General features: G+C 50.9%; 26 protein-coding genes. 20 read left to right on the plus strand and 6 right to left on the minus strand.

All coding sequences use genetic code 11. The features are described 5' to 3' along the window. Nucleotides 1–23 precede the first annotated feature (23 nt). Nucleotides 24–548: a YceI family protein gene (locus BBI15_RS02600; protein ID WP_068871994.1), complete on the minus strand. Its 525-nt coding sequence runs from the start codon at nt 546–548 to the stop codon at nt 24–26. 202 nt (nt 549–750) lie between these two features. On the opposite strand from BBI15_RS02600, the gene murB reads away from it, so the two are divergent. The 5 genes from murB (at nt 751) to BBI15_RS02625 (ending at nt 6,403) form a co-directional block, all read left to right on the plus strand. Further along, nucleotides 751–1,668: a UDP-N-acetylmuramate dehydrogenase gene (gene murB / locus BBI15_RS02605; RefSeq protein WP_068871996.1), complete on the plus strand. Its 918-nt coding sequence runs from the start codon at nt 751–753 to the stop codon at nt 1,666–1,668. Between the two features lie 101 nt (nt 1,669–1,769). Beyond that, nucleotides 1,770–3,245, plus strand: a complete 1,476-nt coding sequence (locus BBI15_RS02610) for a potassium/proton antiporter (protein ID WP_068872674.1) — start codon at nt 1,770–1,772, stop codon at nt 3,243–3,245. A gap of 86 nt (nt 3,246–3,331) precedes the next feature. Continuing rightward, the gene (locus tag BBI15_RS02615) at nt 3,332–5,686 is read left to right on the plus strand and encodes a penicillin acylase family protein (RefSeq protein ID WP_068871998.1); all 2,355 of its coding nucleotides are present in this window, start codon (nt 3,332–3,334) and stop codon (nt 5,684–5,686) included. Between the two features lie 32 nt (nt 5,687–5,718). Continuing rightward, the gene (locus BBI15_RS02620; RefSeq protein ID WP_068871999.1) at nt 5,719–6,075 is read left to right on the plus strand and encodes a fluoride efflux transporter FluC; all 357 of its coding nucleotides are present in this window, start codon (nt 5,719–5,721) and stop codon (nt 6,073–6,075) included. Further along, nucleotides 6,068–6,403 carry a fluoride efflux transporter FluC gene (locus BBI15_RS02625; protein WP_068872001.1) on the plus strand — a complete coding sequence of 112 codons (336 nt, stop codon included), beginning with the start codon at nt 6,068–6,070 and terminating at the stop codon, nt 6,401–6,403. The genes BBI15_RS02620 and BBI15_RS02625 overlap by 8 nt, the downstream gene beginning before the upstream one ends. A 45-nt stretch (nt 6,404–6,448) precedes the next feature. Here the strand turns inward: BBI15_RS02625 and BBI15_RS02630 are convergent, their stop codons facing one another. Both BBI15_RS02630 and BBI15_RS02635 read right to left on the minus strand, forming a co-directional pair. Then, the gene (locus BBI15_RS02630; RefSeq protein ID WP_068872675.1) at nt 6,449–7,435 is read right to left on the minus strand and encodes a P1 family peptidase; all 987 of its coding nucleotides are present in this window, start codon (nt 7,433–7,435) and stop codon (nt 6,449–6,451) included. A gap of 78 nt (nt 7,436–7,513) precedes the next feature. After that, nucleotides 7,514–7,933, minus strand: a complete 420-nt coding sequence (locus tag BBI15_RS02635) for a universal stress protein (protein WP_068872003.1) — start codon at nt 7,931–7,933, stop codon at nt 7,514–7,516. A 181-nt stretch (nt 7,934–8,114) separates the two neighbouring features. On the opposite strand from BBI15_RS02635, the gene BBI15_RS02640 reads away from it, so the two are divergent. The 3 genes from BBI15_RS02640 to BBI15_RS02650 are packed head-to-tail and all read left to right on the plus strand — an operon-like array spanning nt 8,115 to nt 11,673. After that, entirely contained in the window at nt 8,115–8,486 is a 372-nt protein-coding gene (locus tag BBI15_RS02640) for an ArsR/SmtB family transcription factor (RefSeq protein ID WP_068872005.1), read from the plus strand. Continuing rightward, nucleotides 8,464–10,533, plus strand: coding sequence for a heavy metal translocating P-type ATPase (locus tag BBI15_RS02645; RefSeq protein WP_068872007.1), 2,070 nt, complete (start codon nt 8,464–8,466; stop codon nt 10,531–10,533). The genes BBI15_RS02640 and BBI15_RS02645 overlap by 23 nt, the downstream gene beginning before the upstream one ends. Before the next feature lie 21 nt (nt 10,534–10,554). After that, nucleotides 10,555–11,673, plus strand: a complete 1,119-nt coding sequence (locus tag BBI15_RS02650) for a GNAT family N-acetyltransferase (protein ID WP_068872009.1) — start codon at nt 10,555–10,557, stop codon at nt 11,671–11,673. Between the two features lie 59 nt (nt 11,674–11,732). Here the strand turns inward: BBI15_RS02650 and BBI15_RS02655 are convergent, their stop codons facing one another. Continuing rightward, the gene (locus BBI15_RS02655; RefSeq protein WP_068872011.1) at nt 11,733–11,939 is read right to left on the minus strand and encodes a lmo0937 family membrane protein; all 207 of its coding nucleotides are present in this window, start codon (nt 11,937–11,939) and stop codon (nt 11,733–11,735) included. 177 nt (nt 11,940–12,116) lie between these two features. Between BBI15_RS02655 and mntR the strand changes: the two genes are divergently transcribed. The 6 genes from mntR (at nt 12,117) to BBI15_RS02685 (ending at nt 16,902) form a co-directional block, all read left to right on the plus strand. Next, nucleotides 12,117–12,548, plus strand: a complete 432-nt coding sequence (gene mntR, locus BBI15_RS02660; protein ID WP_068872013.1) for a transcriptional regulator MntR — start codon at nt 12,117–12,119, stop codon at nt 12,546–12,548. Between the two features lie 14 nt (nt 12,549–12,562). Then, entirely contained in the window at nt 12,563–13,423 is an 861-nt protein-coding gene (locus BBI15_RS02665) for a CvfB family protein (protein WP_068872015.1), read from the plus strand. 54 nt (nt 13,424–13,477) lie between these two features. After that, nucleotides 13,478–14,365, plus strand: a complete 888-nt coding sequence (locus BBI15_RS02670) for a DUF1002 domain-containing protein (protein WP_068872676.1) — start codon at nt 13,478–13,480, stop codon at nt 14,363–14,365. A 216-nt stretch (nt 14,366–14,581) separates the two neighbouring features. After that, complete coding sequence (locus BBI15_RS02675) at nt 14,582–15,550, plus strand: ring-cleaving dioxygenase (protein WP_068872017.1); 969 nt, start codon at nt 14,582–14,584, stop codon at nt 15,548–15,550. A gap of 78 nt (nt 15,551–15,628) precedes the next feature. Next, nucleotides 15,629–15,910, plus strand: coding sequence for a GNAT family N-acetyltransferase (locus BBI15_RS02680; RefSeq protein ID WP_068872019.1), 282 nt, complete (start codon nt 15,629–15,631; stop codon nt 15,908–15,910). Between the two features lie 443 nt (nt 15,911–16,353). Further along, the gene (locus BBI15_RS02685; RefSeq protein WP_068872021.1) at nt 16,354–16,902 is read left to right on the plus strand and encodes a DUF4064 domain-containing protein; all 549 of its coding nucleotides are present in this window, start codon (nt 16,354–16,356) and stop codon (nt 16,900–16,902) included. Between the two features lie 55 nt (nt 16,903–16,957). Here the strand turns inward: BBI15_RS02685 and BBI15_RS02690 are convergent, their stop codons facing one another. Next, entirely contained in the window at nt 16,958–17,449 is a 492-nt protein-coding gene (locus BBI15_RS02690) for a GNAT family N-acetyltransferase (RefSeq protein WP_068872023.1), read from the minus strand. A gap of 94 nt (nt 17,450–17,543) precedes the next feature. On the opposite strand from BBI15_RS02690, the gene BBI15_RS02695 reads away from it, so the two are divergent. Together BBI15_RS02695 and BBI15_RS02700 are read left to right on the plus strand one after the other, a co-directional pair. Then, entirely contained in the window at nt 17,544–18,002 is a 459-nt protein-coding gene (locus tag BBI15_RS02695) for a GNAT family N-acetyltransferase (protein ID WP_068872025.1), read from the plus strand. Between the two features lie 67 nt (nt 18,003–18,069). Then, on the plus strand, nt 18,070–18,474 hold the full coding sequence (locus BBI15_RS02700) for a hypothetical protein (RefSeq protein ID WP_068872027.1): 405 nt from the start codon (nt 18,070–18,072) through the stop codon (nt 18,472–18,474). Nucleotides 18,475–18,533: 59 nt separating this feature from the next. On the opposite strand, the gene BBI15_RS02705 is transcribed toward BBI15_RS02700, so the two are convergent. Then, nucleotides 18,534–19,655, minus strand: coding sequence for an MFS transporter (locus BBI15_RS02705; RefSeq protein ID WP_068872029.1), 1,122 nt, complete (start codon nt 19,653–19,655; stop codon nt 18,534–18,536). Nucleotides 19,656–19,844: 189 nt separating this feature from the next. Between BBI15_RS02705 and BBI15_RS02710 the strand changes: the two genes are divergently transcribed. The 4 genes from BBI15_RS02710 (at nt 19,845) to BBI15_RS02725 (ending at nt 23,073) form a co-directional block, all read left to right on the plus strand. After that, nucleotides 19,845–20,738 carry a diacylglycerol/lipid kinase family protein gene (locus BBI15_RS02710; protein WP_068872032.1) on the plus strand — a complete coding sequence of 298 codons (894 nt, stop codon included), beginning with the start codon at nt 19,845–19,847 and terminating at the stop codon, nt 20,736–20,738. A 315-nt stretch (nt 20,739–21,053) separates the two neighbouring features. Beyond that, entirely contained in the window at nt 21,054–21,839 is a 786-nt protein-coding gene (locus BBI15_RS02715; RefSeq protein WP_068872033.1) for a helix-turn-helix domain-containing protein, read from the plus strand. Between the two features lie 142 nt (nt 21,840–21,981). Then, a complete protein-coding gene (yidC, locus tag BBI15_RS02720; RefSeq protein ID WP_068872035.1) occupies nt 21,982–22,779 on the plus strand; it encodes a membrane protein insertase YidC in 798 nt (265 codons plus the stop codon). A 48-nt stretch (nt 22,780–22,827) separates the two neighbouring features. Next, nucleotides 22,828–23,073 carry a hypothetical protein gene (locus BBI15_RS02725; protein ID WP_068872036.1) on the plus strand — a complete coding sequence of 82 codons (246 nt, stop codon included), beginning with the start codon at nt 22,828–22,830 and terminating at the stop codon, nt 23,071–23,073. Nucleotides 23,074–23,213 lie beyond the last annotated feature (140 nt).

Here is a 23,213-nt window from a genome sequence, read left to right on the forward strand (position 1 = left end):
AGGGCTGCTTCCTTTTTTTATGCTTATGCTGGGTTCGCTTGGATTTCCAAGTTCAATTTGATGTCTTCGCCGACAAGGACGCCGCCTGTTTCAAGCGCCTGGTTCCATGTCAATCCGAAATCTTTGCGGTTGATCTTGCCGTTGACGTTGTATGCTACGACTTCTACGCCCCAAGGGTTGGTGGCTTTGCCGCCGTATTCCGCTTCGAATTTCGCCGGGCGGGTAACGCCTTTGATGGTCAAATCGCCTTCAAGCTCGTATTCGTCATCGTCTTTTTTGCGGATATCGGTTGCGTTGAACGTAATGTAAGGATGCTGTTCAGCGTCAAAGAAATCAGCTGAGCGCAAGTGGTTGTCGCGGTCTTCGTTATTGGTGTCGATGCTTGTCACATCGATTTTGAAATCGATCAATGCATTTTCCAGGTTGTTTTCATCTGCTTCCACCTGTGCTTCGTAAGAACCGAAAGAGCCTTTCACTTTCGAGATCATCATGTGTTTTACGGAAAATCCGATTTCTGAATGCGCTTGGTCTACTGTCCATTTTTTCATGAGTAATTCCTCCAATTTCGTATGTGTTAGCCTTACTATAAACAATAAATATCTCGAAGTCAATAGGTTTTAATTAAAATAGTTTTAATTAGAGATAAAATTTATCCATACTTTAGTCCTTAACAAGGCAATATCGCTTGTCAAAACATGATGAAAAATGGATACTATTAAGAGCGAAAAGTTTAGAAGGGATTTGCTTGGAATGATGAAAGAAACTTGGTTGGCGGATCTGCGCCGTTTTGTGGCAAAAGATCACGTCAAGATGGACGAGCCTTTGCATTTGCATACATTGACGAAAATGGGCGGGCCGGCCGATATATTTGTAGCACCGACAACGGAAGATGAAGTAGCTTATACTGTAAAATACGCATATGACAATGAGATCCCGCTTTTGATGCTCGGGAATGGCTCCAATATGGTCGTCCGAGACGGCGGCGTGCGCGGCATCGTGCTGACGTTCAAGAAATTGGACGGCATCATGATCAACGGCACAACAGTCATCGCACAAGGCGGCGCCGACATTAAGACCGTATCCCGCGCAGCAGCGGACAGCCAGTTGACAGGCTTGGAATTCGCCTGCGGCATCCCCGGTTCGATCGGCGGCGCAATGGCGATGAACGCCGGCGCGTACGGCGGCGAGATCAAAGACGTCATCGTCCAGGCGACCGTCTTGACGAAAGAGGGAGAAAAGCTGGTCTTGACGAAAGAGGAGCTTGAACTTGGCTACCGCAAAAGCATCATCACGAAAAAAGGGTTCTATGTCCTGGCAGCCGAATTCAGCCTCGAAATCGGCGAACAGCGTGTCATCAACGCAAAAATGGACGAATTGACTTTCCAGCGGGAAAGCAAACAGCCTTTGGAATTCCCTTCTGCAGGCAGTGTCTTCAAACGGCCGCCGGGCAATTTTGCCGGGAAATTGATCCAGGAAAGCGGATTGCAGGGCAGAGGGTTTGGCGGCGCGGAAGTTTCGACAAAGCACGCCGGATTTATCGTCAACAAAAACAACGCGACAGCCAATGACTATATCCAGACCATTGAAATGGTGAAAAAAGCGGTATTCGAGAAATTCGGCATCGATTTGGAGCTTGAAGTGAAAATCGTCGGCGAAGATATGGCTTGATGCAAGTGAGCGGCACTCCTTATACGGAGTGTCGCTTTTTTAATTAGAGCCATTATTATGGTATAATGAATTCAAAGTAATTTACGGAGTAGGTGGTCAATATACAGAGCTTTAGTGTAGACGGTATAATCCTGATCGGTGGAATTTTCCTCCTGGCTGGCGTCTTGATGACGAAAGTATCGGCACGCGCCGGCGTTCCCTCGCTCGTTTTGTTTATGTTCCTCGGCATGGTGTTAGGCAGTGATGTTTCAGGCCTCATCTATTTCTCCAACGCAGAAATTGCCCAGATGGTCGGAATTGTCGCCCTCATTATTATCCTCTTCGAAGGTGGTTTACAAACCCAATGGAAGCATATCCGCCCGGTTCTTGGCGGTTCACTCGTCCTGGCGACGCTTGGGGTTTTGATCACGACAGGCATCGTAGCTGTCGCAGCGTACTATGTGTTTGATTTGACTTGGCTGCAGGCCTTTTTGCTCGGCTCCATTGTCGGCTCGACGGATGCCGCAGCGGTTTTCTCCGTTCTCGCAGGCCAGAACATCAAATCCAAGATTTCCTCAACGCTCGAAGCGGAGTCAGGAACGAACGACCCGATGGCGATGTTTTTGACCATTGCATTTGTTCAATTGATCATGATCCCGGAGTCATCGGTCTGGAACATGCTCGGCAGTTTCCTGCTTCAAATGGGGCTGGGATTGGTTCTTGGCCTGGCGCTTGGATTTTTCGCATCGTGGACCATCAATAGGATCCGGCTGGATGCCTCGGGGCTTTATGCGGTGCTTGCCGCAGGCTTTGCGATTTTCATCTATAGCTTTACGGCCGTCCTCGGCGGCAGCGGGCTGCTGGCGGTATACTTGGCGGCTCTTGTAATCGGGACGCGCGATTTGACGCATAGTTATTCGATCGTCTCCTTCCATGAAGGTTTCGCTTGGCTGATGCAGATCGTCATGTTCGTCATTCTCGGGCTTCTCGTCTTCCCAAGCCAATTGGCTGACTGGGATCTCATCTGGAAAGGGCTCGTGCTCTCATTCGTGTTGATTTTCATCGCGCGCCCGGTAGCTGTCTTCATCAGTACGGCGTTCTTCGATTATGATCTGAAAGAAAAGCTGTTCATGTCCTGGGCAGGGCTTCGCGGTGCGGTACCGATCGTTCTGGCGACGTTCCCGATGCTCGCCGGCATGGATAACAGCATCCTGTTTTTCAATATCGTTTCGTTTATCGTGCTGACGTCCGCTTTATTGCAAGGCTCGACCATTCCATTCTTCGCGGAGAAGCTCGGTTTGAACGGGCGTCCGGTGCCAAAGCGCATCCATTCGCTGGAATTGGTATCGATGGATCGTGCCAATGCGGAAATGCTGGAAGTCGAACTGTCCGAGAAATCGCCTTTTGCCGGCCAGTTGGTGCAGACGATCGGCCTTCCGAACCAGACCTTGATCAGCGCCATCATTCGTTCAGGAAAACTCGTTATGCCGACCGGAACGACGCGTCTCAGAAAAGGCGATGTGCTGTATGTCCTTACCGAAAAGAAACAAGTGCCGAAAGTCAAATTGGTGCTTGGAGAAGAAGATTTCGTCAACTAAGCTTGCCCATGCGGCAGGCTTTTTTGATGGCTAGGAAGGAATTTCCACTAAGCCGGTCGAATGAAAATCACAAAGGGGGATTATCCATGAAAAAGAAAAAATGGGTGAAATGGCTGTTGATTGCATTCGGGTCGTTACTCGCACTGGCAGTCGTTGCAGTGATTATTGCAAGCGCTTACATATCGAAGTCGAAACCGGTCATTGAAGGGGAAGTGGCTGTGCCCGTTTTAGAACAACAAGTAACGGTCGTACGGGATGATATCGGCGTGCCGCATATCCGGGCAGAAAGCGATGCGGATTTGTACAGGGCGCAAGGGTATGTGCAGGCGCAGGACCGTTTGTTCCAGATGGATCTATCGAGAAGGCAGGCGAGTGGACGTTTGGCTGAAGTGATCGGCGAAGCCGCTGTCGATACCGATAAATATTTCCGCACTTTCAGCTTGCGCCGTGCTGGGGAAGCGTCTTGGTCTGGCTACGGGGAAGAAGCGAAACAAGTGCTTGAGTGGTATGCGCAAGGCGTCAATGCGTATATCGATGAAGCGAAAGAAGAGGGGCGCCTCAGCTATGAATTCGCGCTGCTCGGCTACGAACCCGAACCGTGGACGCCTGTTGATTCCTTGGCAATCGGCAAGTTCATGGCCTATGATCTCGGCGGCCATTGGAATTCGCTTGCGGTCCGGCATTGGGCGTTGAATGAATTCCCGGAAGACAAAGCGCGCGAATTGTTCATCCGCTACCCGGAAGATGCGCCTGCGATTTTGGCAGCCAATAAAAAACAGCCGGTCACAGTCGCCGGTGCTTTCGATCCGTCAGTCATCCCGCCAGAGTTCAATGGCAGCAATAACTGGGTCGTGTCGGGGGACAAGACGGAAAGCGGGCTGCCGCTACTAGCAGACGATCCACATCTCGGCCTCAGCACCCCATCGATCTGGTACCAGATGCATCTGGAGTCGCCGGAACAAAATGTCAGCGGCGTCATTTTCGCGGGCATTCCCGGGATCATTCTCGGGCATAATGAACAGATTGCGTGGGGCGTGACGAATGTCGGGCCGGATGTGCAGGATCTGTACATCGAAACGCCAAACCCTGACGATCCGACACAGTTCCGCTATGAAGGCCAGTGGGAGCAAGCACAAGTATTGAATGAGCCGATAAAAGTGAAAGACGGGGAAACCATTGATTTCGAAGTGCTCGTGACGCGCCACGGCCCGGTCGTGTCACCGGTCATGTTTGACGAGGAAGAGCCTTCCGCCGTCTTTTCCATGCAATGGACCGCACTTGAGCCGACACTTGAACTGCAGGCCGTGTTGAATTTCAATAAAGCGGAGAACTGGGAACAATTCGAATCGGCGCTGGAAGATTTCCAGGCGCCTGCACAGAATTTCGTGTTCGCATCGACGGACGGCACCATTGCGTACAAGGCAAACGGCCGCATCCCGATCCGCAAACAAGGCGACGGGCAATTGCCGGTGCCGGGCGATTCCGCGGAGTACGGATGGGACGGTTATGTACCGTTCGATGAATTGCCGCGTTCGGTCAATCCGGAATCCGGTTTTATCGCGACTGCCAATAATCAAGTCATTAATGACAGCTATCCGTACCACATCACGGATTTCTGGGCGCAACCGTATCGCTATGAACGCATCGCGGAAGTATTGGAAAGCAGCGACAAGCTGACAGCGGAAGACATGATGGCCTTGCAGATGGACCAGAAAAATCTATACGCTGCAGAATTTCTTGAAGGCATGATGGCAGAAGTCGAAAAAGTGACAGATGAACACGGCGAGTTATTCGAGATGCTTCGCAATTGGGACCAAGTCGATAGCGCAGGGCAGGCGGCACCTTTCGTGTTCCATACGTGGATGCGCCAATTGCCGGACACTTTATTCGAGGAACAATTTCCTGAAGATGTTTACGAGATGCTGTCGGGCAAAAACCATATCACGGACGCCTTATTGCGCAGGGCTTTTGAAGGCGACGAGGGGGCATGGGTGCGTGAATACGGCGGCACCGGCAAGTGGCTGGCGGATTCACTTGATATGGCACTTGCCGATATCGAAAGCGAACAAGGCGATAATCCCGAAGCTTGGGAATGGGGCGATTACCATCAATTGACCTTCCCTCACCCTGTCGCCGGGGCATCGCCGATTCTCGAGCGTTTCCTGAATCCGGACAAAGTGCCGGTGGGCGGCTCGAATATCACTGTACAGGCGGCGGCTTTCAATGATGACGGCGATGTCGACCACGGGGCTTCGTGGCGTTTTGTCGCCGACCTATCCGATTTGTCCAAAGCTTATCACATTGTCGGCCCGGGGCTCAGTGGCCACGTGAAATCCGATTTCTTCCATAACCAAGTCGACAAATGGGCGCAAGGAGAGTTTCATGCAACCCGAATCGAAGGCGATGTGGAAGGAGCGGAATTAACGCTCGTCCCTGAATAAGGTATACTAGAGAAAACATTTCGGGGGATTTTATGAAAAACATCTTGGCTGTAGGATTTGGCGGCATGGCCGGATCGCTTCTCCGCATGGCCGTGTTTCAATTCGCTGGAGCGGGACTGGGCTTGTGGCTGGTGAACATTGTCGGAAGTTTCGCCATCGGCATCGCAGCGGCCCGATTGGCAAAACGGTCGGCGGAGACGCGGCTATTCGTCTCGACCGGGCTGATCGGTTCGTTCACGAGTTTTTCGGCTTTTTCGGCGGATTGGTTCCGTTTGCTTGAAACGTCCTTAATAACAGGGATCATTTATGCTTTTGGCATGACGGCCGCATCGATTGCGGCGGCAGCTTTAGGGCTGTTGGCAGGGCGCAAGGGGCGGTGGAATGATTAGCGTCGCTGTCTTCGGCTTTTTTGGTGCAGTTGCCCGTTATCTCTGTTATATGGCGGTGGAAAATCGTGCGCGCCAGCCAAAACTTGCGACTTGGTTCGTCAACAGTCTCGGATCGCTCATTATCGGCGCATGCATCGGGGCGGAATTGCCGGCAGCTTCAGGGGTTTTCGGGTTTCTTGGTGCCTTCACGACGTTTTCGACGATGGCGCTCGATTGTGTGAAGGATGTTGAAGATGGCCGCTGGAAACAAGGCATCTTATACATTTCCGCAACGCTTGTTTGCGGCTTGCTGCTGTTTGCTGTCGGTTATTCCATCGCTTCTATGTAAAAAACCGTTCCGCTGAAGAAGCGGAACGGTTTTTGTGTTTTGTTTTTATTCGAACAAGCCTTTTTCGACGACGCGCCCCATGCGCCCAAAAGTGGTCTCGGCATGGAACAGCGATTGATAGACCGCTTCTTCCGTTGATTCGATGACGCCTTGGAAAAGCGCAGCCATCACCTCATGGTCATCGCGCAGCAGCTGTAAATCGGTAAAAGGGGAATGCTGCCGATGGGGAATCGTATAGGCGGTGGAAAAGGCGATGATGATGTCCCCTGAGCCGTTATATACATGGGTACCCGTGCGGCCAAGCCCGATTGCCGCCCGTTTGGCAAGCCGTTTCAGCTGGCGGCTGTCGAGCGGCGCATCGGTGGCGATGACGATGATGACGGATCCATCGGGGCGCTTTTCCGGGGCGTTTTCAGGCAGCCAGTCGGCGATGGCGATTTCTTCTTTGCGCCCGAAATTGGTCAGAGCAAGTGCACCGGCCGTGAACTGTTCTGCCCCGTCTCCTGCAATGCGTGAAGAAGAGCCGATGCCGCCTTTGACGCCGTAGCAGATCATTCCTTTACCGGCACCGACAGCCCCTTGCGCAAAGTCAGCGGAAGCTGTGCGAATCGCCTCGGCGGCATGAGTCGGTTCGACCGCCATCCGCCGCATCGAATTCAAGTAGCTGTCGTTGCATTCACCGACAACCAAATTCAGCGAGCTGGTCGAATCGCCGATGGCCGGATTCCCAGCGAGCATATAGTCCATCGTCCCTTGCAGCACTGCGGCCACGCTGAACGTGTTGGTCAGCATGATCGGGGATTCAAGCACGCCCAGTTCATCGACCTGGACAAGCCCTGCAGTTTTCCCGAACCCATTCAACACAAAAGATGCGGCGGGCACTTTATGTTCAAACCAATTGCCGGCATGCGGCAAGATCGCCGTGACGCCGGTGCAGACAGATTCCTCTTCATTGATCTTTTCATCGAGCGTGACATGGCCGACGGTGACTCCAGGTACGTCGGCGATGGAATTGCGTATCCCTTTATGCATCATGATCCCCATTTCCGTTTTCCTGCATTATAACAAGAAGCCGCGCGGCGGAAAACCGGGCGGCTGATGGAAATGCATTTATTTGACGATTAGGACGGGTGCTTTGACGCGTTTCGCCACTTTATGGCTGACGCTGCCGAGCACGAATTGCTGGACGGGATTCAAGCCACGGCTGCCGATGACGACTGCATCATAGCCTTGTTCATTGGCATGCTCCACAATGGCGGGGCCGGGTGAGCCGTGGAGAACGACTGTCTTGGAAGTGACGCCGGCTTCCTTGAAAAGCATTTCGAGCGGCGCCAGGAACTCTTTTCTCGCTGCCGCTACTTGTTCGTTCGTTTGCCCCTTGCTGATTTCTTTTTCCGCCTTATCGTAATCGATGGCATAGGCGATGGTCACTTCGGCGTCCGGAGTATCTTTCACAAGCCGGATCGCTTCCTTGGCCGCCCGTTTGGAATGCTCAGAGCCATCCATTGCCACTAATAGATTTCGATACATGATCATTTCCCCCTATCCGGCGATGTAATCGCTTTCATTAAATAGAGTATATCATATACGGGATGGGGTATATAGCGTGGAGTACTGGAGTTTTTCATTCAAACGATGGTTTGACTGTTGGGCCTCATGGACGTATACTGAAGTCAATCAAATGAAGATTTGAATGAAGGGCGTGAATTAGATGGAAGAAGTATGCGAAATAACAAAGATCCATCCCGAAGCGGTTGACCGGGTACAGCAGCATATGGCGGAGCTCGATGGCGTTGCCGCTCTATTCAAAGCACTGGCGGATGAAACGCGTTTGAAGATCGCTTATGCACTGACCATCGAGCCGGAAATGTGTGTTTGCGATATCGCTGCCGTGATCGGCTCATCAACGGCGACCGCTTCCCACCACCTGCGGTATTTGCGCGAGCGGGATTTGGCGAAATCCGAACGCAAAGGCAAGCAGATTTATTACTCGCTATCAGACGACCATGTACGGCAATTAGTAACCATCGCCAATGAACATGTGAAAGAAGGTGTTCCGGTTGAGCAAAACCTATCGTCTTGAAAATCTATCTTGCACGAGCTGCGCGGCGAAGTTCGAACAGAACATCCGCGATTTGCCTGAGACAAAATATGTCGAACTGAACTTCGGCGCATCCAAACTGCGGGTTGACGGAAACGTGTCGATCGAAGAGTTGGAAAAAGCGGGCGCGTTCGACCATATCCGGGTTTATCCGGAAAAGCAGCGCGTGCCGCATGTGCCGTTCTATAAGCGGCGGCAGACAGTCGAAACGGCCATTTCGTTGGTCTTCCTGATTGCCGGCATCATCGCTTCATTCCAGCTTGGCGAGACGCATCCCGGAGCGGTCGGCCTGTTCGGTGCCTCGATGCTGATCGGCGGTTATGGAATGTTTTCCACCGGGGTGAAAAACCTCAGCCGGCTGGAATTCGATATGAAAACCTTGATGACCATTGCCATCATCGGCGCGGTCATCATCGGCGAGTGGCGGGAAGGCGCGGTCGTCGTCTTCCTGTTCGCCATCAGCGAAGCCTTGGAATCGTTCTCGATGAACAAAGCCCGCCAATCGATCCGTTCGCTCATGGATCTGGCTCCTTCACGGGCATTGATCCAGCGCGACGGCGAATTGATTGAACTGGAGACCGAAGACATCCGCATCGGCGACATATTGATCGTCAAGCCGGGACAAAAAATTGCCATGGATGGCACCGTGCTGCGCGGCGAGTCTGCCGTCAACCAAGCAGCGATCACCGGTGAATCGATTCCTGCCACTAAGCAGCCGGGCGATGAAGTGTTTGCCGGCACGATGAACGAAGAAGGCGCACTCGAAGTGACCGTGACGAAGCGTGTGGAAGATACGACCATCGCGAAAATCATCCATCTGGTGGAAGAGGCGCAGGCGGAAAAAGCGCCTTCCCAGCAATTCGTCGACCGTTTCGCCAAATACTATACTCCAGCGATTATCGCCATCGCTTTCTTGGTGGCGCTCGTCCCTGGATTTATGACCGGCAACTGGGAATTGTGGGTGTATCAAGGCTTGGCCGTGCTTGTCGTAGGCTGTCCGTGTGCACTTGTCGTCTCGACGCCTGTCGCGATTGTCACGGCAATCGGCAATGCGGCAAGGCAGGGCGTGCTCATCAAGGGGGGCATCCATCTGGAGGAAACCGGGCGCCTACAGGCTGTCGCATTCGACAAAACCGGAACCTTGACGAAAGGTTATCCGGAAATGACCGATGTCCTGCCGCAAGAAGGCTACACGCAGGAAGAGGTGGTCAAGCTCGCGGCGTCGGTCGAAGCCTTGTCGCAGCATCCGCTCGCCCGTGCGATCACCAAACAAGCGCCTGAACTATACCCATCCGAGCGTTTCCAATCCTTGACCGGGAAAGGCGTGCACGCAGAAATCGGCGGCACGCGCATCCGTGTCGGCAGCTTGAAATGGGCAGAAGAACACGGATTCCATGTGCCGGCAGCGGCGTATCGCTTACAGGAAAACGGGAAATCGGCGATGGCGGTATTTTCAAGCAAGCATCTGTTTGGGGTGATCGGCGTGGCAGACGCGATCCGGGAAGAAAGCCCGGCGATCATCGAGCAGTTGAAGGAGATCGGCATCGGCCACACGATCATGCTGACAGGCGACCATCCCGCAACGGCAACAGCGATTGCAGGGGAAATCGGCGTAACGGATATCCGCGCCGGCTTGATGCCTGAAGATAAGTTAGCGGCCGTTAAAGAGCTGCAGGGAAAATATGGCCGCGTGGCGATGGTCGGCGATGGCATCAACGACGCGCCGGCACTTGCGGCGTCCGACATCGGCATTGCAATGGGCGGTGCCGGTACGGATGCGGCGCTGGAGACAGCCGATATCGCCTTGATGGCGGATGATTTGGAGAAACTTCCATATACGATTCGACTAAGCCGAAAAACTTTGCGTATAATAAAGGAAAATATCATCTTTGCACTGGCACTGAAAATCTTGGCTTTGCTCTTGATCATTCCTGGCTGGCTCACATTATGGATCGCAATCTTTGCGGACATGGGGGCTACGCTATTGGTCATCTTGAATGCATTGCGTTTGGTGAAAGTCCAGAAGTAAGAGGCGTTTGGGGGTTGCGATTTGAAGTTAACAGAATGGACCATGGAAGAGCACGAGAAATTGATCGAGTTTATGACGACCAACTCATGGCCTTATCATGGCCACGAACATCCGGTGCGCGCCTTGATCGAGAAAACGATCGTAGAAGGCGGCTATAAATCGGACCAAGTCAAGACCTTTTGGATCGAAAACGACGAAAGCGAACAGGTGGGATTGGTGAAAATCTTCGACTTGCAGGATGAGATCCCGTTATTCGACTTGCGGATCGCCGATTCCTACCGGGGACAGGGCTATGGGCCGAAAGCGTTGCGGATGATTGCCGATTTCGTCTTTTCTCTGCCGGAGAAGAAAATCCGGCTTGAAGGGCATACGCGCCATGATAATTTTGCGATGCGTAAAGCTTTTGAGCGGACCGGTTTCGTCAAGGAAGCGCATTTGCGCCAAGCATGGTTTTCGCCGAAGGAGAACCGCTATTACGATGCAGTGACGTATGGCATGACGCGTGAAGACTGGCAAGCGGGCATCACCACGCCGGTGATGTGGGACGATACTGTCAAAGAGCCTGCCGAACTGCCGTTCAATCCGGTATTGCTGGAGTTTCCGGATGCTTTCGAATCGGAGCGGCTATTGATCCGTGCACCGAAGAAGGAAGACGCCATGCTCAGCTATGAGGCGGTGCGCCATTCGCTGGAAGCGTTGCGGCCCTGGATGCCATTTGCGCAGAGCGAGCCCGATCTCTCGTTGATGACGGCCAACCTTATCGAAGCGGCGGCTGATTTCGAGCTGCGCAAAGATTTGCGGTTGCATTTCTTCGATAAAGACAGCGGGCAATTCATCGGTTCAAGCGGCTTGCACCGCATCGACTGGGAAGTGCGCAAATTTGAAATCGGCTATTGGGTGGACAGCCGTTTTGAAGGGAAAGGCTATGTGACGGAAGCGGTGGAACGCATTACGCGCTTCGCGTTTGAGGAGTTGAAAGCGAACCGCGTCGAAATCCGCTGCGATCCGGACAATGTCCGGAGCCGCGCAGTTGCGGAACGTCTTGGATTTGAACTGGAAGGCATATTGCGCAAGGATAGCCTTTCAAGGCATGACGGGCAAATCCGCGACACCTGCGTCTATTCGAAAGTGAGAGCATGAAAAAACCCCGGGAAGGCAGATCATTCTGCCTTCCCGGGGTTTTTGGGTCAGGTGCTTAGCTAAACACCTTTCCTGCCTGTCACTAAGTTAATGATCAAGACGATTGCTGCGATAACCAATAGAATGTGAATAAGACCGCCTGCTACGTCCATTAAGAATCCGATTATCCATACAGCAAGGATGACTACCAAAATAATCCAAAGAATGCGTCCCATGTTCTCCACCTGCCTTTCAATTTCATGTATCTTTTGTGTTATAACTATCATTACCCTGAGCGAAAAGCTGTTAAACCTCTCCACATCCCTGCGATGCCGTATATATGGAAGTTGGAAAATTGCCTTTATTCGGCGCTTTGCAAAGTAAGCGGCAAGCGCCTATGCTCAGTTGTCCACAGGGCAGCAGTATAGTAAACTGAACATAGCGACGCGAGGGAGGAACGGAACTTGCCTACTCCAAGTATGGAAGATCATATCGAAATCATATATTCATTGATAGAGCAAAAAGGGTACGCACGCGTCTCGGATATCGCCGAGGCGCTATCGGTGCTGCCATCGTCAGTCACAAAAATGGTGCAGAAGCTCGACAAGGACGGCTATTTGATCTACGAACGCTACCGGGGATTGATGCTGACGCCCAAGGGGCAAAAGCTCGGTAAGCGATTGCTCCAGCGCCATGACCTGCTCGAGCAATTTTTGCGGCTGATTGGCGTGGATGAAGATAAAATCTATGGCGACGTGGAAGGGATCGAGCATCATCTGAGCTGGAATTCCATCGACCGTATCGCTGACCTTGTCCAATTGCTTGAAGAAGACCAAAGCGTGGCAGAAAAGCTGAAGCAATTCAGCAATGAACAAAAAAACGACGAATATAAATAAAGGAGGTATGCAGCATGGCTTTGCATCCAGGATTGAAAGCATCATTGCGCATTAAAGACCGTTCCACATCCCAGTGGATCTTGACGGATGGTTCCGGGGATGAAGTAACGATGAACGCATCGGAAATTGAAGAAGGGCAGGAAATCGGTGAGGAGATTGAGGTCTTCTTGTACCGCAACCGGCAGGGGGGCATCTCCGCGACGCCGATGATCCCGCATATTTTGCCGAGCCAGTATGGATGGGCGAAAGTATTGAAGGTTTCACCGCGTGAAGGGGCTGTCGTCGACATCGGAACGACGCGTGAAGTATATGTGCTGCCGGCTGATTTGCCACAAGTGCAGGACCTATGGCCAAAACAAGGCGACCATATTTTCATGACGCTTCGCACGGACCGCTACGGCGATCTCTACGGACGTCTTGCGACGGAAGAAAAGGTGCTGGAACTTTACGAACGGGCGCCGGCTGAGGCCTATAATAAAGATTTGAAAGCACGGGCTTACCGCCTGCTGCCGGTTGGCTCGTTTATGCTATCGGTGCCGGAAAACTACCGTGTCTTCGTCCATGAATCGGAACGTGAAGCAGAACCGCGCCTCGGTGAGGAAAAAACGGTGCGCGTCATCGACGTCAAAGACGACGGTACGCTCAACGGCTCTCTATTGCCGCGCAAGCAGGAGCGCCTGTCGGATGATGCGGAAGAAATCCTGCGTTATCTGGAAAATGCCGGCGGGCAAATGCCGTTTACGGATAAATCATCGCCCGATGAGATCATGGAAATGTTCGGCATGAGCAAAGCGGCATTCAAGCGTGCGCTCGGCCGGCTCTATAAAGAACGCCGAATCGTCCAGGAAGACGGCTGGACAAAATTGACCGGTTAAGGAACCTTTCTGCCTCAAATGCGTACTAATATTTGTAGAAAGGGGCAAAAAATGATGAAAAAAACAATGACTCTTGCCGCATTGGCGCTTGCCTTCGTGCTGGCTTTTGCCGGTGCAGCATCCGCGAATGTCGGGATAAATGAAAAATTCGGCTTGCCGATCGTCGTCTACGGAGGGGATCTGTCCGCAGATGAAAAAGCGCAAGTCGCCGAAAGCCTGGAAGTTTCAGGCGAAGCGGAAGTGGAAGAAATCGAAGTGACCGGACAGGACTTGGTCAAATACATTACGGATGGGGACGCGCGTGCGCGCATGTATTCCTCTGCCAAAATCACGCGCACTGAAGAAGGCGAAGGATTGGTCATTGAAATCGCCACGCCGGATAATATCACCCAAGTGACAACGGAAATGTATGCCAATGCCATGCTGACGGCCGGCATCGAAAACGCGACCGTGGAAGTGGCCGCACCGAAAGCCGTGACCGGGCACTCGGCGCTTGTCGGCATCTACAAAGCCTATGAAGTGAACGGGGAAGAGCTCGACCCTGAACGGACAGATGTCGCGAATGATGAATTGTCTGTCGCAACCGAGTTGTCCGAAGGCGGCGTCGACCAGGAGAAAGTCAGTGAATTGCTGACAGAAATCAAAAAGCAGATCGCCGAGCAAAATCCCGCGACGCGCGAAGACGTGGAGCAGATCGTTGAAGAGCAATTGAGCCGTCTCCAGATTGAATTGAGCCCGGAAGACCGCCAATTGCTGGTCGATTTGATGGACCGCATCCGCCAGCTCGATATCGACTTCTCGAAATGGTCGACTGAACTGGAAGACTTAAGCAAGACGATCGAAGATAAAATCGGCACAATCGTCAACGACGAAGGGTTCTGGGAAAACGTCAAGCAGTTTTTCCGCGATTTGGCCAATGCCGTCCGTGGCTTATTCAATTGATCCATTACTCTGGGTATAAATTGAGTGCCTTTGAATTTCATGGAGAATAAACAAAAAAACTGTCCCGGGACATCATGGAAATGATATCCGGGACAGTTTTTTTGCCTGTTATTAGCTTGTTCATGAAACAGAAACAGCTATCTTGCAGAAGAACACGGATGAATGCTAAACTGGATGTAACAATCTCGAATTCGAGATAAAGAAAGGGTGCTTTTCATGCAGGTAGCAGGGATTCATCATGTTTCAGCGATTACGGCAAATGCAGATAAAAACCATGATTTCTTCACGCGCATTCTTGGGATGCGCCTCGTCAAAAAAAGCGTCAACCAGGACAACCCATCTTCCTATCATCTATTTTATGCGGACGCAGTAGGGACACCGGGCACCGACATGACTTATTTTGATATTCCGATGGCGGGCAGAACCTATCCGGGCGTCACTTCCATCAGCAACACGGGCTTCCGGGTGCCATCTAGTGAAGCGCTCGATTACTGGCTGGAGCGTTTCGGGGAATACGGGGTCCCACATGGCAAAAAAACACAACGTTTCGGCCGTGAAACTGTGGAATTCCAGGACTTTGAAGGGTCGCGCCTGATGCTTGTCGTGGACAATGGCGAGGGCATCCCATTCGGTGTGCCTTGGACACAGCAGAGTGTTCCGGAAGAGTTTGCGATCCGCGGGCTCGGGCCGGTCAGGCTGACAGTACGGAAATCGGAGCGTACCGCCAAGGTATTGACGGATATTCTCGGGTTTACGAAAATTGGCGCCTATACCCCGGAAGTGGAAGGGCAGCCTGAAATTATCGTCTTCTCGACAGGAGATGGAGGTCCTGGCGGAGAAATACATTTAGAGGAACGTTCAGACCTTCCGCCGGAACGCCCGGGCCGGGGAAGTGTCCATCATGTAGCGTTCCGGGTAAAAACTTATGAAGAGTATCATAAATGGAACGATTATTTGCGTGCCAATGGCTTCCAGACATCCGGGGAAGTGGATCGCTATTATTTCAAGGCGATCTATTTCAGGGAGCCGAACGGGATCTTGTTTGAACTGTCGACAGATGAGCCCGGGTTTGCGACAGATGAAAAAGCGGAAGAACTCGGCAGGGCTTTGGCATTGCCGCCGTTCCTTGAGCCGAGGCGCAAAGAAATCGAAGGCTCTCTCCGCCCGTTGGAAATCAACCGCTAATCGGCGTTTATAGCCCAGGCGGCGGAAAGTCTCGATTCACCCGCACAGATAAAGTGGACATAAGGAGGAATTGGACCGATGGATTTGAAATTTACAGAACTTGGACAGGATGAATTCGCTTTTCGCGAGACAGACGGCGAGACAGTAAAAGCGGAAATCACATGGACGCAGCTGGCAGATTTGATGGTCATGGAGTATACCTTTGTCGAAGAAAAGCTGCGCAATCAAGGGCTTGCCAAAGAACTGGTCGACCGTGCGGTTGCTTATGCGCGTGAAAACCAGTTCAAGATGCAGCCGGTTTGCTCGTATGTAGCGGAAACATTCGAACGTTCCGATGAATACAACGACGTCAAAGCCTGATCTGCCAAACCGTATAGCAAGACGCAAAAAAAGCAATCCGTCTCCTTTTGGGATGGATTGCTTTTCTATGTATTGATGAATGGTTGACCCATAGGCTCACTCCTTCTTACAGGCTTGTCATGAAGAACACGATGGCTGTAAGGATAGATGCGCCGCCTACTCCGTACATGAAATCCGCTTGGTTAAAAATTAGTTTATTTTCCATTTTTTAGAACTCCTTTTATATTTTGTATTTGTCTTGCTGATAGTAATAAAATACCCAGCTTGACAAAACTTAAACAAGTTTTAATAACTTTTTAGCGGGAATTGAAGTAATGCGAAACCAAAACAGCGTAAAAACGTATGAATGAGGGAAGAGAAAGCAATAGAAGCCAAGGGGCGGCACCCGGGATGGAACCCTCATTGCGGCGGAAAGCCCCGAATTAGAAAGAGGAGGTTTTTTTATGAATCAGGCACCAGGGAATTACGGCACCATCAAAAGGACAGGGGAGAAAGTTCTCGGCATCATCGGCAGCGTTTTCAATGTAATCGGCATTATTTTGTCCATCATTTTCATCACCAGTTTGTCGGGGTTTGAAAACAGCGATATGCACCGCCAGATGGAACAAGATTTGCGCAATGATCCGATGATGACGAGTCCGGAAGAAGCACAAATGGCAGTCGATACATTCAATGCGTTCATTGCAGGATTCGATGTCGTCGGTTGGGTATTGGTCATCTTACTGGCAATCAGCACCGTCTTTGCCATTTTGGCCATCACGAAGTTGAAATCATTCGATAAGGCGAGCACGGCGGGTATTTTCTTTATCCTTGCCGGCATTTTCGCCGGGATCCTATCCCTGACATCCATTCTCTTCTATATCGCAGCAATCATGTGCTTCGTGCGCAAGCCGCCGCTCCGTGAAGACGAATTGATGGGCCATAGCAACGAACCAACCCCAAGAAACGATACAGTGACGCGTGAAGACGACACGCCATACCGCCCGTTATAAGAAATAATAATAAAACCCCCTCGAAATGGATTCGAGGGGGTTTTATGTGGCTGATTTATTGCGCTTGTCCTGAAAGGTCATAAACGTATTTAGCTGTTTGAAGGGGATGCCCTTCAAACAATTCCTCGAATTCCTCGAGCAACAGGAAGCCGTTCGCTTCGTAGAACTGGCGGCCTTTGTGGTTTTCGCTTTCAACGTAAACGAATAATTGCTGGCCGCCTTTTAGGCGCGACAAGCCATCTGACAGCAATTGCTTGCCGAAGCCTGAACGCTGGTGTTCAGGTTTCATGTACATGGCGATCAATTCGGCATCGCCGTCTTCATCGACTTTCGTGAAGTTCGCGAAGCCTACAGCCTGCCCGTCTTGTTCGGCAAGCAGCAGGATCGTCCGTTCCATGCGCATTTCAAGCATCGGGGTCGAGTAGGACTGCTCCAAAAACTTCTGTTGTATGGGAGATGGAATGATCCCTTCGTACGTATCATTCCAGCTGATGTGAGCGATTTCCCGTACAGATTCGATATCTGCCGGTGTACCTGTGCGAATCATGAGATCACCTCTGGAATTATTTTTGCTATCATATCAAACTCTAGCCTGGATAGCCATTGTTGTGGAATAATGAAATCACAGGAGGCGATTGATTATGGCGTGGAAAAGTTATCAATTTGACGACTTCACAGCACAAGCATTATACAATATCTTAAAGCTGCGTGTCGAAGTATTTGTTGTAGAACAGAATTGCCCGTATCCCGAATTGGACGGGCTCGACGAAGTTTCAACCCACATCGTTTATGAGGAAAATGGCGAAGTGCTTGCCTATGCCCGGCTGGTGCCTGCAGGGAAGAAATACGATGCGCCATCGATCGGCCGCGTCATCGTCCGGAAAGAGGCGCGTGGCCGTGGGCTGGCGAAAGAACTCCTTGAACGCTCCATCCGCTATATCGCCGAGCAATGGGAAGAACCCGAAATCCAATTGCAGGGGCAAGTGTATTTGAAAGATTTCTATGGTTCATTCGGCTTTGAAGCGATTTCAGATGTTTATGACGAGGATGGCATCCCGCATGTCGACATGAAACGTTCGGCTGCCAAAACAGCTGGCTGATCGATGATTAGCTTTAGCCGATTGGGGTAAACAGGAACTAATAAGAAAAGTAAAAGGAGTGCTGCAAATGGCTAGGAAAAAAGGTGGCGGCAGAGGCTTGCTTTTGGCGGGTCTCGCAGCCGGTGCATATGCATATTTCAAGAAACCGGAAAACCGTGAGAAAGCGACGGTCGCATTTAATGACGTGAAAGCGAAGGTGAATGAGTATATGGAATCCCAAAACTTGGACCACAATAAGAACCAGCAAGACCAAAAGAGCGAAGGCTTGGACAAGACCGACCTGCAGGAAAACAAGATGACGGCAGAAGGCGGCACACAAGCAACCGTCCAATACTACAATGAAAAAGAACAGAAGGAAAAGAAAGAAGACAATGACGACGTCAAACTTTCTTCAAACGATGACAGCGAGGAAAAATCGGAAAATACCGAGTCCGTATCATCCGAGCCGCGTTTGAATACCGATAAGCTGTAAATTTTATAAAGACCGCCTCGGCACGTATGCTGAGGCGGTCTTTTGCGTTGCCAAAAAAATCAGTGTTTGAGCGTCAGCCAATTGGCCAAAGCGACGGACAGCAATAGCGAACCGCTGAACAGGAAACCTCCGTCTGCAGTGAGTGCCAGAGCTCCAGTGATGCCCGATCCTGCGACGACGCCGATAGAGAAGAAGGCATAAAAGTATCCATAAGCCCGTCCTCTTGAGGCGGGTTCTGTCGCATCGATCAATAAGGAATTGATTGAAGGGAATAAGAGGGCGAATCCGAAACCGTATGCGCACATTGCCGCATACAACAGCGGCTCTGATGAGATATTGGCCAGTGCGAATAGCGAAGTCCCCATCACGCTGAAGCCGATGATCAATGTGATGATCGGGCGGACAGCATCGAATAGCCGATTGATCGGCAACAGGAAGACCAGGATGGCCGACAAGCCGAATGTGCTCAGCAAAAGCCCGCTGAGTTGGGCCGGGTAGCCAAGCGCCTCTACTTTCAGCGGCAGCATATACGCGAGCACGCCTTGGGAAAACATCAGGAAGAACGCGCCTGAAAAAGATCGCCAAAGCCCTGCATTCCATTGGAAAGATTCGTGTTTGGCCGGGCGGTCCTGTTGCTTTTTCACCTGATGCTTACGCAATAGGAAGAATGCTGCGACGGCGAGCCCCCCGATCAATGTGCCGGTCACGGCCATCGTCTCGGGAACACTGCCCCTGCCCGTATAGATCGCTCCGTAAGCAGGGCCGATAATTGCAGCAAGACCGACAAAGGCACCGGAAATCGCTGCATTTTTACCGCGGCGGCTATGGTCGGTACGATTGGCCAAATAAGTGAACGCGGCCGGAACCGTCAAGCCGGCAGCCAAGCCGTGCAGGAAACGGATGGCGAGGAGGCTCTGAGGCCCTTCCGCCAAGCCATAGGCGAACAACGCCACAGTTGTCGAAACTAGCCCCGCGAGCAAGATGGCATAAGGGCCTTTGCGGTCGGAAAAGATCCCTGAGATTACATTGCCGAATGTATTCGACAAGGAGTACATCCCGACGGCCAAGCCCGCCAGAAATGGGCCAGCCCCGAGTGATACAGCAAACGGGCTGATGATCGGCAGTTGGGCAAATAAATCGAAAAATGCGAAGAAGATGATAAGGTAAATGAAAAAGCGCAAGGGGGTCCCCAACTTCCTTTTAGATGTAATGAAAAGTGAAATACCGCTTTCCATACCGCGCTTTCCGAATTGCCGGCGCAGTCGAAAGAGGCTATGTTGGAAAGAAATAAATACGGCTAGATGGATTATATTCTACATTATTTAGGGTATTGAAACATATGACCTTATTATAGCACCGGAGGGGAAAAGATGAAAAAAGCGATGTTCATATGGAATCCTTCTTCAGGGAAGGAAAAAGCGGCGGATTACAAAGATTTTGCGGAAAAAACATTAATCGAAATGGGGTATGAGGCCGATACGCGTGAAACGACAGGGCCGGGGGATGCCACGCAATTTGCGGAAGAAGCCTGCGAAAAACACTATGATCTTGTCGTTGCGATGGGCGGCGATGGGACGATCAACGAAGCGGTGTCGGGTTTGGCAGAAAAACAACATGAACCGCTATTTGGGTTGGTCCCGCTTGGCACCGTTAACGATTTTGCCCGTGCGCTCGGCATTTCCCTCAATCCCGAAGAAGCGATTGAGGGCTTGAAAACGGGACGCGAAAAGCGTGTGGATATCGGAAAAGTCGGGGATCGGTACTTCATGAACATTTTGGCGATTGGCGAGATTGCCGAATCGACCTACGAAGTGGAACCTGAACAGAAGACCAAGCTTGGGGCTTTCGCGTATTTTCTCGAAGGCGTCAAAGCTGTCGCTTCCGATGAAACCACGACATTTTTGATCGAACATGACCACGGTTCGTGGGAAGGGGAAGCCAAGCTCGTCCTTGTAGCATTGACCAATTCCGTAGGCGGCTTCGAAAAACTCGCACCGGAAGCGTTGGCGGATGATGGCCTGCTTCATCTGTATATTGTCGAAAACGCCGCCCTTCCGGCGTTCGTCCGCATGGCGTCCGCTTTGGTGCGCGGGAAATTCGAAGAAGACCCGGCAGTGGAAGCCATCCACACGACAAGGGTCTCGATCCGCACAAGCGAACCGCTATCATGCAATATCGATGGCGACGAAGGGAACACGACGCCTTTCGATATTGAAATCATGCCGCGCCACATCCGGGCGGTCGTTCCTGGAGAAACCGATTGATGGCTGCTACGCCCGGGCTCTTGGCATTCGATTGGAGTTAAAGGCAATGCAGAACAGGCCGTATATCGTCGACGGCCTGTTTTTGAATTTTTTGTAAAAACGCTGGAAAACGGAACTTTTTCGTCGCTGAAACGTACAGTTAAGTGTATAATTGGGTTTAACTGTTACCGATGTCATATGTTTGTAAAATAAATTAGCTCATTTTACTTAAAAACTTGTAAATTTATCTGTAAAACGCTATTATTATTATTTATTCAAGCAGTTCATTAAATGAATAAGTTCGTTAAATTTTTTACATAGAAAGCCGGGGAGAAGATGAATATACTCGAAACGCCATCCATTCAGGAAACCATTTCCAGAATCTTCATGAATGAAACTGAAAACGTCGCACAGCTCGAGGGGCTGGAACGTTTTTTTGAAGTGGAGACTCAATTAATGCACGAAATCCACAACCTGGAGAAAGACCGTGCCAAAGAAACATTGCGTGAATTGATCGATATGCTTGCCCTTCATGCTGGGAAAGACATCATCCGTACCGTCCGCAATTATTACATCATCTTATCGTCTGTCATGGCGCGTAAATTGTATGAAATGCGCGTGCCGCCGAAAAAAGCGTTCGCGTTCAATGCAGCGTGCGTCGAATTGGTCGATAAGCATATGAACGATTCGGAATTCATGTACGTCGCCGATGAACTGATCGAATTTTTCACATCGATCATCTCGGAACGCAAGCAGCCGTCATTCGGGCACCAAACCGTCAACAAAGTCGTCATTTTCATCAATGACGAAGTCGAGCGCGATTTGTCGGTGGAGGAAATCGCCAAGCACTTCAATATTTCGACAAGCCACTTGTCGCGCATTTTCCGTGAACACGCAGGGATTACATTGGTGGAATACTTGAACGTGCGCCGCGTAGAGGAATCGCAATATTATTTGCGCCATTCCAATAAAGGGATCTCCGAAATCTCCAAGCAATTCCATTTCTGTAACCAGAGCTATTTCACGCGGATCTTCAAGAAATATACCACGGTGACGCCGAAGCAATTCCGCGACAGCCAGCATATTCCTTATTTCCGCTATACCTTGCCGAATGCCAAATAAAGGAGAAGCAATTCTCCTTTTTCTTATGCCTAATTTTTGTCACAAGAAATGAAAAAAGCAGACAGTCCCGGGACGGTGCATTGAATTTTTGCTCCCATATCGTTATACTTCTTAGTAGTCCAAAAAGGTGAAGGTGACAAATGTGAAAAAGAAAATTACATTACTGCTCATGCTTGCGGCCACGATCGCTTTCTTGAGCGGCTGTTCAGCAGTTGAAAACAAAGAAGGATTTTTCTACACGGTTTTTGTAGCGCCGTTTGATTTTTCGCTCGATTATTTGGGGAACCTTTTCGGGGGAAGCTACGGCATGGCGATTGTGGTCATCACGATCATCATCCGCCTTGTCTTGATGCCGTTCATGCTGCGTACCTATAAACGTCAGCAAGGCATGAAAGTGAAGATGGATAAGATGCGCCCGGAAATGGAAGATATCCAGAAGCGCTTGAAGGCAACGAAGGACAAAGAAGAGCAAATGAAGCTCCAGCAGGAAATGATGGGGCTCTACAAGAAGCACGACGTCAACCCGCTCAATATGGGATGCTTGCCCGTCGTCATCCAGATGCCGATCATCATGGGCTTGTATTTTGCCATCCTCTATTCGCCGGATGTGCGTTCGCATGAATTCCTGTGGTTCAACCTCGGTTCGCCGGACATTGCCATGACCCTGATTGCGGGTGCGGTGTACTTCTTCCAGGCTAAAGTGTCGCTATGGACCATGCCGGAACAGCAGCAGAAACAGATGAAATTCTTCATCTACCTGTCCCCGATCATGATCATGTTCATCTCGTTCACATCGATGGCTGCATTGCCTGTTTACTGGGCAGTCGGCGGGATCTTGTTGATTATCCAGACGTTCATCGGCCGGAAATTCTACTCGGAACACCCGGAAAAAGCGTTGGAAGCGGTGGAAGAGACGGAAACAACCGACAAGAAAAATTAATCAAAGAAGCCGGCGCAACTGCCGGCTTTTTTTTCAGGAGAGATTATTATGAACCCGAAAATCTTACAAGGCGTCTTGATTTTATTACTCAGCATATTGGCGATCGTCTTCCTGTTCATGGGCAGCATGGAAATCGCCGTATTGTTCATGACGCTATTATTCGTCTTGACGAACACGTTCCGTTACAAGCAAATGAAAGAGCGCGGCATGGACCGTGAAGCGAAATGGATGAAAGGCATGGCGATCATGTTCGGCATTCTGTTCTTTGTCGTTCTTGGCACGATCTTCATCTAATGAAAAACAGCACAGGCTAATTTGCCTGTGCTGTTTCTGTATGGTGGTGTTTATCTTTTTTGCGTTCTTCAAGAAGAAAGTCCAACTGACTCATGAGGGTCAGCAGGTCATGCTTTGATATCTCTTTCAAAATTCCCAGC

The sequence above is a fragment of the Planococcus plakortidis genome (genome assembly GCF_001687605.2).
GTDB classification, from domain to species: domain Bacteria; phylum Bacillota; class Bacilli; order Bacillales_A; family Planococcaceae; genus Planococcus; species Planococcus plakortidis.

Excerpts from the sequence above, each read along its gene's own strand:
- BBI15_RS02600 (WP_068871994.1), bottom strand. The coding sequence starts at position 548 with ATGAAAAAATGGACAGTAGACCAAGCGCATTCAGAAATCGGATTTTCC.
- murB (WP_068871996.1), top strand. The coding sequence starts at position 751 with ATGATGAAAGAAACTTGGTTGGCGGATCTGCGCCGTTTTGTGGCAAAA.
- BBI15_RS02615 (WP_068871998.1), top strand. The coding sequence starts at position 3,332 with ATGAAAAAGAAAAAATGGGTGAAATGGCTGTTGATTGCATTCGGGTCG.
- BBI15_RS02620 (WP_068871999.1), top strand. The coding sequence starts at position 5,719 with ATGAAAAACATCTTGGCTGTAGGATTTGGCGGCATGGCCGGATCGCTT.
- BBI15_RS02625 (WP_068872001.1), top strand. The coding sequence starts at position 6,068 with ATGATTAGCGTCGCTGTCTTCGGCTTTTTTGGTGCAGTTGCCCGTTAT.
- BBI15_RS02630 (WP_068872675.1), bottom strand. The coding sequence starts at position 7,435 with ATGCATAAAGGGATACGCAATTCCATCGCCGACGTACCTGGAGTCACC.
- BBI15_RS02635 (WP_068872003.1), bottom strand. The coding sequence starts at position 7,933 with ATGTATCGAAATCTATTAGTGGCAATGGATGGCTCTGAGCATTCCAAA.
- BBI15_RS02640 (WP_068872005.1), top strand. The coding sequence starts at position 8,115 with ATGGAAGAAGTATGCGAAATAACAAAGATCCATCCCGAAGCGGTTGAC.
- BBI15_RS02655 (WP_068872011.1), bottom strand. The coding sequence starts at position 11,939 with ATGATAGTTATAACACAAAAGATACATGAAATTGAAAGGCAGGTGGAG.
- BBI15_RS02665 (WP_068872015.1), top strand. The coding sequence starts at position 12,563 with ATGGCTTTGCATCCAGGATTGAAAGCATCATTGCGCATTAAAGACCGT.
- BBI15_RS02670 (WP_068872676.1), top strand. The coding sequence starts at position 13,478 with ATGAAAAAAACAATGACTCTTGCCGCATTGGCGCTTGCCTTCGTGCTG.
- BBI15_RS02675 (WP_068872017.1), top strand. The coding sequence starts at position 14,582 with ATGCAGGTAGCAGGGATTCATCATGTTTCAGCGATTACGGCAAATGCA.
- BBI15_RS02680 (WP_068872019.1), top strand. The coding sequence starts at position 15,629 with ATGGATTTGAAATTTACAGAACTTGGACAGGATGAATTCGCTTTTCGC.
- BBI15_RS02685 (WP_068872021.1), top strand. The coding sequence starts at position 16,354 with ATGAATCAGGCACCAGGGAATTACGGCACCATCAAAAGGACAGGGGAG.
- BBI15_RS02690 (WP_068872023.1), bottom strand. The coding sequence starts at position 17,449 with ATGATTCGCACAGGTACACCGGCAGATATCGAATCTGTACGGGAAATC.
- BBI15_RS02695 (WP_068872025.1), top strand. The coding sequence starts at position 17,544 with ATGGCGTGGAAAAGTTATCAATTTGACGACTTCACAGCACAAGCATTA.
- BBI15_RS02700 (WP_068872027.1), top strand. The coding sequence starts at position 18,070 with ATGGCTAGGAAAAAAGGTGGCGGCAGAGGCTTGCTTTTGGCGGGTCTC.
- BBI15_RS02710 (WP_068872032.1), top strand. The coding sequence starts at position 19,845 with ATGAAAAAAGCGATGTTCATATGGAATCCTTCTTCAGGGAAGGAAAAA.
- BBI15_RS02715 (WP_068872033.1), top strand. The coding sequence starts at position 21,054 with ATGAATATACTCGAAACGCCATCCATTCAGGAAACCATTTCCAGAATC.
- BBI15_RS02725 (WP_068872036.1), top strand. The coding sequence starts at position 22,828 with ATGAACCCGAAAATCTTACAAGGCGTCTTGATTTTATTACTCAGCATA.